Genomic DNA, 12,337 nt, shown 5'->3' with positions numbered 1-12,337 from the left:
GCCCCTACCCTCTCCCGCCCAGACAAGATTTCACCCTCTAGAGGGATAAAACTATGAACGACCTGACCAAGTTCACGAACCAGATGGCGAAGCCCGAGACGTTCGACCAGATCCAGATCGGTCTGGCGAGCCCCGAGCGCATCCGCTCCTGGTCCTTCGGCGAGATCAAGAAGCCGGAAACCATCAACTACCGCACGTTCAAGCCCGAGCGTGACGGCCTGTTCTGCGCCCGCATCTTCGGTCCCGTGAAGGACTACGAGTGCCTGTGCGGCAAGTACAAGCGCATGAAGTACAAGGGCGTCGTCTGCGAAAAGTGCGGCGTCGAAGTCACCGTCACCAAGGTGCGCCGCGAGCGCATGGGCCACATCGAGCTGGCCGCCCCGGTCGCGCACATCTGGTTCCTCAAGTCGCTGCCTTCGCGCATCGGCCTGCTGCTCGACATGCAGCTCAAGCTGCTTGAGCGCGTCCTGTACTTCGAAAGCTATATCGTCATCGAGCCGGGCCTGACCCCGCTCGAGAAGTATCAGCTGCTCACCGAAGACGAGATGCTCGACGCGCAGGACGAGTATGGCGAAGACGCCTTCTCGGCCGGCATCGGCGCCGAGGCCGTCAAGCACATGCTGATGAACCTCGACCTCGAGCAGGAGCGCGCGGATCTGCTGCAGGAACTTGAGACGACCAAGTCGGAACTCAAGCCCAAGAAGATCATCAAGCGCCTCAAGGTCGTGGAATCGTTCATCGATTCGGGCAACCGCCCCGAGTGGATGATCCTCGACGTCGTGCCGGTCATCCCGCCCGAACTGCGCCCGCTGGTGCCGCTGGACGGTGGCCGCTTCGCGACCTCGGACCTCAACGACCTGTATCGCCGCGTCATCAACCGCAACAACCGTCTGAAGCGCCTGATCGAACTGCGCGCGCCGGACATCATCGTGCGCAACGAAAAGCGCATGCTGCAGGAAGCGGTCGACGCCCTGTTCGACAACGGCCGCCGTGGCCGCGTCATCACCGGCGCCAACAAGCGTCCGCTCAAGTCGCTGTCCGACATGCTCAAGGGCAAGCAGGGCCGCTTCCGTCAGAACCTGCTCGGCAAGCGCGTCGACTACTCGGGCCGTTCGGTCATCGTGACCGGTCCGGAACTCAAGCTGCACCAGTGCGGCCTGCCCAAGAAGATGGCGCTCGAGCTGTTCAAGCCGTTCATCTACGCCCGTCTGGACGCCAAGGGTCTGTCGATGACCCTGAAGCAGGCCAAGAAGTGGGTCGAGAAGGAGCGCAAGGAAGTCTGGGACATCCTCGACGAAGTCATTCGCGAGCACCCGGTCATGCTGAACCGCGCCCCGACGCTCCACCGCCTGGGCATCCAGGCGTTCGAGCCGGTCCTGATCGAAGGCAAGGCGATCCAGCTTCACCCGCTCGTCTGCTCGGCCTTCAACGCCGACTTCGACGGTGACCAGATGGCCGTCCACGTGCCGCTCTCGCTGGAAGCCCAGCTTGAAGCGCGCGTGCTGATGATGTCGACCAACAACATCCTCTCGCCTGCCAACGGCAAGCCGATCATCGTGCCTTCGCAGGACATGATCCTCGGCCTGTACTACCTGTCGCTCGACCGCGACGGCGAGCCGGGCGAAGGCATGAAGTTCGCGGACATGGCCGAAGTGCACCAGGCGCTGCACGTCGGTGCCGTGACCCTGCACTCGAAGATCGAGGCCCGCGTGCCGCAGACCGACGAGAACGGTCAGCAGTACATGAAGCGCTTCCAGACCACCCCGGGCCGCATGCTCCTGGGTGAATGCCTGCCGAAGTCGCACACGGTGCCCTTCGACGTCGTCAACCGCCTTCTCACCAAGAAGGAAATCGGTGACGTCATCGATCAGGTCTACCGTCACACCGGCCAGAAGGACACGGTGCTGTTCGCCGACGCGATCATGTCGCTCGGCTTCCGCAACGCGTTCAAGGCGGGCATCTCCTTCGGCAAGGATGACATGATCATTCCGGACTCGAAGGTGGCGCTGGTGGCCGAGACCAAGGAACTGGTTGCCGACTACGAGCAGCAGTACCAGGACGGTCTCATCACCCAGCAGGAGAAGTACAACAAGGTGATCGACGCCTGGAGCCGCTGCGGCGACCAGGTGGCGAACGCCATGATGGACGAGATCAAGGCCCAGCCGATCGACCCCGAAACCGGCCGCATGGCACAGATCAACTCGATCTACATGATGAGCCACTCGGGTGCGCGTGGTAGCCCGGCGCAGATGAAGCAGCTTGCCGGTATGCGCGGCCTCATGGCCAAGCCGTCGGGTGAGATCATCGAAACGCCGATCATCTCGAACTTCAAGGAAGGTCTGACCGTTCTTGAATACTTCAACTCGACCCACGGCGCTCGTAAGGGCCTTGCGGATACGGCGCTCAAGACGGCGAACTCGGGTTACCTGACCCGCCGTCTGGTCGACGTTTCGCAGGACTGCGTCGTCGTCGTCGATGACTGCGGCACCGAGCGCGCGTTGGAAATGCGTTCGATCGTGCAGGGCGGTTCGGTGATCGCCTCGCTTGCCGAGCGTATCCTGGGCCGTACCCTGGCCGAGGACATCGTCGACAAGGAAGGCAACGTCATCGCGACCAAGGGCCAGCTCCTCGACGAAGCCGCCGTGGCTGCGATCGAAGTGACCGGCCTGCAGTCGGCGCGCATCCGCTCGCCGCTGATCTGCGAAGCGACCCAGGGCGTCTGCGGCACCTGCTACGGCCGTGACCTTGCTCGCGGTACGCCGGTGAACATCGGTGAAGCCGTCGGCGTCATCGCGGCGCAGTCGATCGGTGAGCCGGGCACGCAGCTGACCATGCGTACCTTCCACATCGGCGGTGCGGCACAGCTGAACGAAACCTCGCACCTCGAAGCGATCAGCGCGGGCCATGTCGAATATCGCGACATCCCGACGATCGTGGACAAGCGCGGGCGCATGCTGTCGCTGGCCCGTAACGGCGAGATCGTGCTGTTCGACACCGAAGGCCGTGAACGCGCACTGCACCGCGTGCCTTACGGTACGGTGCTGCTGCACAAGAACGGCGCCAAGGTCGAGCAGGGCGAACGCCTGGCCGAGTGGGATCCGTTCACCCTGCCGATCATCACCGAGACGTCGGGTATCATCAAGTATCAGGACCTGATCGACACCCGCACGCTGACCGAGCACGTCGATGACGCCACCGGCATGACCAGCCGCGTCGTCACCGAGGACCGTTCGACGGCCCGCGCCAAGAAGAAGGAAGATCTGCGTCCGCGCATCACCCTTCTCGACGACGCGAGCGGCGAATCGGCCCGCTACATGATGGCGCCGGGCACCACGCTCTCGGTCGAGGACGGCCAGACGGTCGAAGCGGGCGACATCATCGCCCGTGCCAGCCGCGAAGCCGCCAAGACCCGCGACATCACCGGTGGTCTGCCGCGCGTCGCCGAACTGTTCGAGGCCCGCAAGCCGAAGGACAACGCGGTCATCGCCAAGGTCTCGGGCCGCATCGAGTTCGTCCGCGACTACAAGGCCAAGCGCAAGATCGCGATCATCCCGGACGAGGGTGAACCGGTGGAGTACCTGATCCCGAAGTCGAAGGTCGTCGACGTTCAGGAAGGCGACTGGGTCAAGAAGGGCGACAACCTGGTTTCGGGCTCGCCCGATCCGCACGACATCCTGGAAGTCCTCGGCGTGGAAGCGCTGGCGGAATATCTGGTTGCGGAAATCCAGGAAGTCTACCGACTGCAGGGCGTGAAGATCAACGACAAGCACATCGAGGTGATCGTTCGCCAGATGCTGCAGAAGGTCGAGATCACCGACGGCGGCGACACCACGCTGCTGGCGGCCGAGCAGGTCGACTACGAGGAAATGGCCGAGATCAACAGCAAGCTTCCCGAGGGCAAGCGCCCTGCAGTAGGCAAGCCGGTGCTGCTGGGCATCACCAAGGCCTCGCTGCAGACCCGCTCGTTCATCTCGGCCGCGTCGTTCCAGGAAACCACCCGCGTGCTCACGCAGGCGGCGGTCGAGGGCAAGAAGGACTCGCTGATCGGTCTCAAGGAGAACGTCATCGTCGGTCGTCTGATCCCGGCCGGTACGGGTGCGGGCATGAACCGCGTTCGCGTGGCGGCTTCCAGCCGTGACGCGGCGCTCCGCGCGGCCACCCGCCGCGTGCAGGAAGCCATGATCCTCGCCAACACCGCCGAGGAAGAGCACAAGGCCGAACTGCTGCGCAACGCGGCGGACGACCTGGGCGACAGCCCGCTCGCGGCAGTCGAGGGCGAAACCCATGGCACCGACGCCGATGCCGGCGATTACCTGATCAAGGGCGACGAGGCAGAATAAGCCTCACCGCCTAAGGGCAGATTGAAAAGCCCCGCCGGAGCGATCCGGCGGGGCTTTTTGCATTCGGGATAGGACGGGACGGGCGAATTTCGCCTCCGCCCCTAGTCATCCCCGCGAAGGCGGGGACCCATCTGATGATCGTGCAACGGGCGCCGTCAGGAAATGGGTTCCCGCCGTCGCCGGTATGACGACGATACAATTGAAGTCGATCACGCTCCAGTCGATCGCCCAAATACTCGTTGCATGAATGTCACACATCTGTCGCCATCGACGAGTTGAGCGGAACCCCCCGTGCACCCTCGGGTTTCCCCTCATGAGATGATCGAAGGTAGCTAAGACACACGAACTGTTGTTGATCAGGTACATGGACCTTTCCCGCCACGGCGGCGGCGCAGCGCGATAGCTGCCGGTCCATCCCGTCACCCCAACGCGAACAGACCTCGTTACCCCCGCACGGCGGTGCCGTTTGCTGCGTCCCTGTACGGACACGGCAGCGATGCCGCGCCCCTCGATCCCTCGTACAACTGGCGGCGCTTTCCCCCCGGCTGCCATGATGGAGTTTGAGTTATGAAGAAGATTGCACTCTGCGCGGCTGCCCTGATCGCCACGCTTCCCGTCGCCGGTTACGCGCAGGACGCCGATACTTCGGCGACCACCGAGGCCACCGCGCCTGACGGCACGCCCGCCTTCGGCATCGAGCCCTATTTCGGGATCATGGGCGGCTACGACAGCTACGACAAGCGCAGCGAATTCGGCTCCCCGCGCGGCGGCAAGATGAACGGCGCGCTGATCCAGGGCGTCGCGGGTGTGAACGTGCCGCTCGGCCCGGTCTTCGTCGGTGCCGAAGGCAACGTCGCCAAGGGCTTCGGCGACATCGACTGGGAATACGGCGTGAAGGGCCGCGTCGGCGCCCGCGCCGGTGACAGCGGCATGATCTACGCCTCGGCCGGACACGAGTGGGTCAACGGCAAGCGCGCCTATTCGGACCAGAAGGACTGGATCTACGGCGTCGGCGTCGAAGTCGGCCCCAAGGACATCGGCCTGGGCGGCGTGACCGGCAACGGCGGCCTGCGTCTCCGCTTCGAAGTCGACACTTACGACTTCGACAGCATCCGCCCGATGGCCGGTGTCGTCGCGCACTTCTGATCCATCGGGAAAGGACATCGTCCTTACCGTGAAAAAGGCCCCGCCGGAGCGATCCGGCGGGGCCTTTTGCCATCTGTCAGAAGTTCGCGAAAATGCCGGTGCCCGCGACCAGCACGTTCTTCGCGCCCTGACGGCCACCGGGATTGATGTACCACTGCAGGTTCGGGCGCAGGCTCAGGCCGGGCATCAGGGCAATCGAATAGTTCGCCTCGATCGCATATTCGTTGCTCTGCGGCTCGATATCCTCGCCCAGCGCCGCGTTGCGCGCGTCCTGCAGGTCGCGCAAGTTGCGGTTCACGCGTGAGCGGCCGATGGCGAGGCCAATCTGGTCTTTGGGACGGCCGGGGATCAGGCCCGAATACGTGACGCCCGCTGTGATGACATTGACCAGCTTGTTGGTCCGGTGGTCGGCGCTCACGAAGTTGAAGAAGGCTTCCAGAGCCCCCGCGCCGTCGGCGTCGGGAGCGGTGAACTGCTGGCGGGCGACGGCATAGATGCTGGCCCGGCCACGTTCACGCGCGAGCGGGTCGCCGGTCAGCTGCGCGAAGCCGCCATTGTCGTCATAGACGAGATTGTTGCTCTTGGAGGTGTCGAAGAACGCGCCGACCTTGTATGTGCCCGCCAGTTTCGGGTTGCCGCCCAGCTTCACATCGAATCCGCGCTCCACGGCGACGAAGGCGCCCTGGCCCTTGAAGCCCATGTAGAAGCCCTTGTTCTGCGGGAAATTGTTGTCGTTGCGCTGGTAGACGCCGACCATCGTGTAACCCAGCTTGTCCTTCACCTTCACCCGGCCGCCCCAGGTGGTGACGGGGAAGTTGTACCAGTAGTTGAAGCTGGTGTGACCCGGCACGACGCCGCAGAAGTACAGGCTCTGGAAGTGGCAGGTGGTGGAGCCGAAGTCCTCGCCCATCGACATCTTGCCCAGCTTGATCTCCGCAGGACCCAGCTTCTGCTGATACCACAGCGCCGCCAGACGCCATATCTGCCCGGCGCCGAACACGCCCTGCGGGTACTGCAGCAGGTCGAGGTCGTTGGTGTCGTTGATGTTGTTGCCGTGCCGGTTGGTGACGGCGGCGCGGAAGGTGCCGCCCTCGATCCCGGCAATCTTGCCCATGTCGAAGTCGAGACCGGCGCCCAGCTGCCCGGCGTACTGCGCCTGCTTGCTGGTGCCCGAATTCAGGTTGCCCGCGACGAAGCCGATGTAGCTGATGGTCGGCTTGATGCCGATGTCCTCCAGCGAAGTGCGGATGCCCGCCCAGTCGCCCAGCAGGTGCGGCTGTTCGGCCGGGGCGGAAGCGGCGGTTGTCTTCGGGCCCGATCGTTCGAACGGCTCCGACTGCTTGGGCGTGGTTTCGGTGGACCAGGTCTGGTCCTTGGTATCGCGTGCGGCGACCTGCACGACCTCGATCGAGGGCGGCGGCGGGGGAAGCGTGGCTGCGGGCATTTCGGTGTCCTCTCGGATGGACGCAGCGGGCCGCTCGCCGGGCGCATAGGCGCGCCCGGCGGCGTGCCGGTGGGTCCGGCAGCCCGTCTCAGCGTGGGTTGGTTGTCAGCGAGTGCTTGTGTTCACTCGCCTCGTCATCGCGAGGACCAAAGGTCCGCGGCGATCCAGGGCAGCACCACGCCGCCCTGGATTGCTTCGCTTCGCTCGCAATGACGAATGGGCATGTACGTCAGGTCCCGTTGAGCAGGTCGTAGGCGCGGATGACCTGGCTGTCGTCGACGGTGCCGTCGCCGCGCCCCGAGGTACTCAGGAAGAACTGGTGGGCCAGCGCCGCCAGCGGGGTCGCCGCCCTGGCGCCGCGCCCGGCCTCCAGCACGAGGCCGAGGTCCTTGACGAAAATGTCGATCGCGCTCGTCACTTCGGGCTCGGCCTCCAGCATGCGCGGGCCGCGATCGTTGAGCATCCAGCTCGCCGCCGCCGATCCACCGAGGATCTCCAGCGCCATCGCGGGTTCGACGCCCACCTGCTTCGCCAGCGCCAGGGCTTCGGCGGCGGCGGCGATGTGGACGCCGCACAGCAGCTGGTTGACGACCTTCACCGCAGAGCCCTGCCCGGCGTTCTGGCCGACGTGGAACAGCTTGCCGCCGACGCCCGACAGCACCGGATTGAGTTCGGCGAAAAGCGCATCCGAACAGGCGACCATCATCGACAGCGAGCCCGCCTTCGCCCCCGCCGTACCGCCCGAAACCGGCGCATCGACGAAACGGCGGCCTGCGGCCTCGACCTCGGATGCGATCGCGGCGACTTCCATCGGCGGGCAGGTCGCAGTCAGCAGCACCACGGCGCCTTCGGGCAGCGCCGCCAGCGCGCCGCCGTCGAACAGGACCGAACGAGCCTGCGCGGCGTTGACCACCATCAGCATCAGCACGTCGGCTTCCTCGGCCGCGCCCGCCGCGCTGGTGGCGGAGGAGCCGCCTGCCTTGACCAGAGCCTCCATCGGCTCGGTGCGAAGGTCGAAACCGGTGACGGCGTGGCCCGCCTTCAGGAGGTTGAGGGCCATCGGCATGCCCATGGCACCCAGGCCGACGAATGCTACCTTGCTCATTGTACGAAATTCCTCAGCGATTGACCTGACGGGCGGGGATCAGCAGCACGAGGGCCACGCCGATCAGTTCGACCGCGGTGATGGTGTAGAGCCCGGCCGACAGCGACTTGGTGGCGTCCACCACCCAGCCGATGACGAAGGGTGAGACGAAGCCCGCGACATTGCCGATCGCGTTGATCGCGCCGATGCCTGCCGCCGCCCACACGCCGCCGAGGAAGGCGGGCGGGATCGACCAGAACTGCGCGGTCTGGGTCAGCAGGCCCGCCGTCGCGAACGAGAGGATCAGCACCGAGAGTGGCAGGTTGCCGATCGCCAGCGGCGAGAGCGCAAGGGCGATCGCACCCATCGCCATCGGCAGCATCAGGTGGAAGCGGCGCTCGCGGCGAAGGTCGGCGCTGCGGGCAAGGACGAGGATGACGACGACCGCGAACAGGAAGGGGATCGCGCTGATCAGGCCGTTCTCCAGCGGATCGGTGACGCCCGCCGCTTTCACCATCGTCGGCAGCCAGAACGAGATCGCGTACTGACCCATGACAATGCAGAAATAGAGCAGGCTGAGCAGCCACAGGCGCTTGTCGGCCAGGAACTGGCGGAGCGACATGTGCGCGGTCTTCTCGCGGTTGTCCTCGGCGAGATCGGCCTCGATCATCTTTTTGTCGTCAGCCGACAGCCAGTCGACGTCGGCCGGGCGGTTGGGCAGCATCCAGAAGGTGGCGATGCCGGCGATCAGCGCGGGGATCGCTTCGAGCAGGAACAGCCAGCGCCAGCCGCCCCAGCCCGACGAGCCGTGGAAGGTGTCCATGATCCAGCCCGACAGCGGCGAGCCGAGCACGCCCGAGATCGGAATGGCGATGAAGAAGATCGACATCGCGCGCGACCGGCGGGCCGAGGGGAACCAGTAGGTGATGTAGAGCAGCACGCCCGGCGCGAACCCGGCTTCGGCAAGGCCCAGCAGGAAGCGCAGGATATAGAAGTGCATCGGCGTCTGCGCGAAGGCGAAAAGCCCTGAGATGATGCCCCAGGTGATCATGATCCGCGCGATCCACAACCGCGCGCCGACCTTGTGCATGATGAGGTTGCTGGGCACCTCGAACAGCGCGTAGCCGATGAAGAAGATGCCCGCGCCAAGGCCGTAGACATATTCGCTGAGGCCCAGCTCGCTCGCCATCTGCAGCTTGGCGAAGCCGACGTTCACGCGATCGAGGTAGGCCGCGAAGAAGCAGAAGAACAGGAACGGCATCAGCCGCCAGGTCACCTTGGCGTACAGGCGTTCGCGGTGTTCGTCCTTGGGCGCGGCGACATCGCGCGGCATCTCGGTTGCGAGACTCAACGCCTCTCTCCTTTTATGTTCTTTGATACGGTTTTCGAAGGAGCGCTTCACGGGCCCGTTGAGAACGGCCGGGAAGCGCTCCCGTTGCGACCCGGAAGGGTTAACCCAGCCAGGAAAGCGTGCGGGCAACGACCTGGTCGGTCGAGATGCCGTAGCGGTCGTGCAGCGTGGGCAGTGCGCCCGCGTCGAGGAACTTGTCGGGCAGGCCGATCTGGCGGAAGCCCGAAGGCACCGTGCCGCTGCCCAGCAGGCAGGCAGCGACCGCTTCGCCCAGACCGCCGATCACCGAATGGTTCTCAGCCACCACGACGAGACGGCCGGGCTTGGCGGCGACGGCCTCGATGATGGTCTTCTCGTCGAGCGGCTTGATCGTCGGGCAGTGGAGCACGGCGGCCTCGACCTTGTCGGCGCGCAGGCGGTCGGCGGCTTCGAGGGTGCGCATGGTCATCAGGCCCGAGGAGATGAACAGCACGTCGGCGCCGCCACGCAGCATCTTCGCTTTGCCGAGTTCGAATTTGTAATCGTACTCGTCGAGGACGGCGGGCACCTTGCCGCGCAGCAGGCGCATGTAGACCGCGCCCTTGTGGTCGGAGATCTGCGGCACGGCCTGCTCGATGTCGATCGCGTCGCACGGATCGACGATGGTGAGGTCGGGCATACCGCGGAAGATCGCCAGATCCTCGGTCGCCTGATGCGAGGGGCCGTAGCCGGTGGTGAGGCCGGGCAGCGCGCAGCACACCTTCACGTCCAGCCCTTCCTCGGCGATGGCGAGGCACAGGAAGTCGTAGGCGCGGCGGGCGGCGAAGACGGCATAAGTCGTCAGCCAGGGCTGGAAGCCTTCGCGCGCCATGCCTGCGCCCGACATCATGAGGAGCTGTTCGGCCATGCCCATCTGGTAGAACCGATCGGGGTGATTCTGCTGGAAGATGTGCAGGTCGGTGTACTTGGCAAGGTCGGCGGACATGCCGACGATGTTCTGCTTCGTCTCGGCCAGCTTCGAGAGCGCGTGGCCGAACGGAGCGGAGACGGTGCGCTGGCCCTCGGCGGCGATCGAGGCGATCATCGCGGACGTCTTCAGGCGCGGTTTAGCAGGTGCTTCAACGGACATTGCGGTCAGTCTTTCGTAAATCTGGGGAAGGTCAGGCGGCTGCGGCGGCGTAGCCGGCGTCGAGCACTTCGATGGCCTTGTCCCACTCGTCCTCGTCGACGCGGATGAAGTGCGTTTTCTCGCGCTCCTCCAGGAACGGCACGCCCCGGCCCATCAGGGTGTCGGCGACGATCACGCGGGGGCGCGGATCGTCGAGTTCGCGGGCCTTGTCGAAGGCTTCGACGAGCGCTTCCATGTCGTTGCCGTCCACGAACTGCGCGTGCCAGCCGAAGGCGGCGAACTTAGCGGCGATGTCGCCCATGCCCAGTACCTGCGTGGAGGGACCGTCGGCCTGCTGGTTGTTGAAGTCGACGATCGTGATGAGATTGTCGAGCTTCCAGTGCGCGGCCGATGCGGCGGCTTCCCAGGTCGAACCTTCGCCCAGTTCACCGTCCGACATCAGGTTGTAGACGAACTGCCCGGTGCCCTTGCGCTTGAGGCCGAGCCCCATGCCCACCGCGATGCCGAGACCCTGCCCCAGCGAGCCGCCCGAAATCTCCATGCCCGGCGTGTACGAGGCCATGCCCGACATCGGCAGGCGGCTGTCGTCCGAACCGTACGTCTCCAGTTCCTCCAGCGGGATCACGCCAGCCTCGATCAGCGCCGCGTAAAGCGCGATGGCGTAGTGGCCGATCGAAAGCAGGAACCGGTCGCGGCCTTCCCATTCCGGCTCGCCGGGACGGTAGGTCAGCGCGCGGAAGTACGAGACGGCGAGCACATCGGCGACGCCGAGCGCCTGTCCGACATAGCCCTGGCCCTGGACCTGACCCATCTTCAGCGCATGGCGACGGATGTTGTAGGCGCGGCGCGAAAGCTCGGCGACCGGCATGTTGGTTGCGGAAACGGTCATCAATTCTCCTCACGACGCGAGGAGATTGCCTTCTGCCCGGTCTGCGGGCGTTTGGTGCGATCCTCTCGGCGTCAGTTTTTCTGATCTGTTGCCGCTTTATCAATTCCACATGCACCTATGACAAATGGACGTTTCTCACTATATGGTGACTGAGATTCACCTATGCCGATTGCATTACAGCCTCTCAGCGTCTTCGAAGCCGCCGCCCGCCAGGGCTCCTTCCGTCAGGCCGCCGACGAACTCGGCCTGACGCCGAGCGCGGTGAGCCACGCGGTCACCAAGCTGGAGAACAGCCTCGGCACCCGCCTGTTCGACCGCAGCCTCCGGCAGATAAAACTGAGCGCGGACGGCGAGGCCCTGTACCGCCACGTCGCCGCCGGGTTCGTGGAGATCCGGCGCGGGCTGGAGGAAGTCTCGGCCCGCCGCGCCCGGTTCCTACGCCTGCACGCCGCGCCCAGCTTCGCGGCCCTGTGGCTGACCCCGCGCCTGCCCGCGTTCCTCGAAAGCCACCCCGGCATGGACATCCGCATCACCGCCAGCACCGACTATTCGCGCTTCGCCGCCGACGAGGTCGATGCCGATATCGTCAACGGCCCGCCGCTGCCCGGCCCGGTCAAGGCGATCCCGCTGGGGGAGGAGGAGGTGACGGTGCTCTGCACACCGCAGATGGCGGCTTCGATAAGGTGCCCGGCGGACGTGATGGCGCTGCCGCTGATCAACGGCGACCGCAACCGCGTGACCTGGGCGCGCTGGGCGGAACTTGCCGGCGTCCCGGCGCCGAAGGCTTACGCGATGCGCTTCGACCGCAGTTTCATGGTGATCGCCACTGCTGCCAACGGGCTGGGCGTAGCGCTCGAATCGACCCGCCTCGCCCAGCGCGAACTGGCGGAAGGGCGGCTGGTCACGCCGCTACCGGGATGCACGATTCGCGAGACGCTGCATTCGCTGGTCTATCCGCTGATCCACGCAGACCGC

8 protein-coding genes are annotated in these 12,337 nt (G+C 65.3%); 3 read left to right on the top strand and 5 right to left on the bottom strand.

The genetic code is table 11. The annotated features are described in order from the left end of the window. The first annotated feature begins 53 nt into the window (after nt 1–53). Nucleotides 54–4,340 (top strand): DNA-directed RNA polymerase subunit beta', encoded by a 4,287-nt coding sequence (rpoC, locus tag ACYPYD_RS11280; protein ID WP_459663196.1) that lies wholly within the window; start codon nt 54–56, stop codon nt 4,338–4,340. A gap of 567 nt (nt 4,341–4,907) precedes the next feature. Then, nucleotides 4,908–5,486, top strand: coding sequence for a hypothetical protein (locus ACYPYD_RS11275; RefSeq protein ID WP_008829405.1), 579 nt, complete (start codon nt 4,908–4,910; stop codon nt 5,484–5,486). 76 nt (nt 5,487–5,562) lie between these two features. Here ACYPYD_RS11275 and ACYPYD_RS11270 read toward each other — a convergent pair whose 3' ends face one another. From ACYPYD_RS11270 to ACYPYD_RS11250, 5 genes are all read right to left on the bottom strand, one after another. Further along, on the bottom strand, nt 5,563–6,930 hold the full coding sequence (locus tag ACYPYD_RS11270; protein ID WP_459663194.1) for a carbohydrate porin: 1,368 nt from the start codon (nt 6,928–6,930) through the stop codon (nt 5,563–5,565). 229 nt (nt 6,931–7,159) lie between these two features. Beyond that, complete coding sequence (locus ACYPYD_RS11265) at nt 7,160–8,035, bottom strand: NAD(P)-dependent oxidoreductase (protein WP_008829407.1); 876 nt, start codon at nt 8,033–8,035, stop codon at nt 7,160–7,162. 13 nt (nt 8,036–8,048) lie between these two features. After that, complete coding sequence (locus ACYPYD_RS11260; protein WP_285020516.1) at nt 8,049–9,365, bottom strand: MFS transporter; 1,317 nt, start codon at nt 9,363–9,365, stop codon at nt 8,049–8,051. A 100-nt stretch (nt 9,366–9,465) separates the two neighbouring features. Continuing rightward, nucleotides 9,466–10,473 (bottom strand): transketolase family protein, encoded by a 1,008-nt coding sequence (locus ACYPYD_RS11255; protein ID WP_459663192.1) that lies wholly within the window; start codon nt 10,471–10,473, stop codon nt 9,466–9,468. A gap of 31 nt (nt 10,474–10,504) precedes the next feature. After that, a complete protein-coding gene (locus ACYPYD_RS11250) occupies nt 10,505–11,362 on the bottom strand; it encodes a transketolase (protein WP_036528477.1) in 858 nt (285 codons plus the stop codon). A 162-nt stretch (nt 11,363–11,524) separates the two neighbouring features. Between ACYPYD_RS11250 and ACYPYD_RS11245 the strand changes: the two genes are divergently transcribed. Then, nucleotides 11,525–12,337: LysR substrate-binding domain-containing protein (locus ACYPYD_RS11245; protein WP_459663190.1), on the top strand; the 813-nt coding region annotated here is incomplete at its 3' end.

The organism is Novosphingobium sp. 11B, assembly GCF_054589055.1.
The sequence above is the reverse complement of the archived record's forward strand: the minus strand, read 5'-3'. Positions and strand labels throughout refer to the sequence as shown.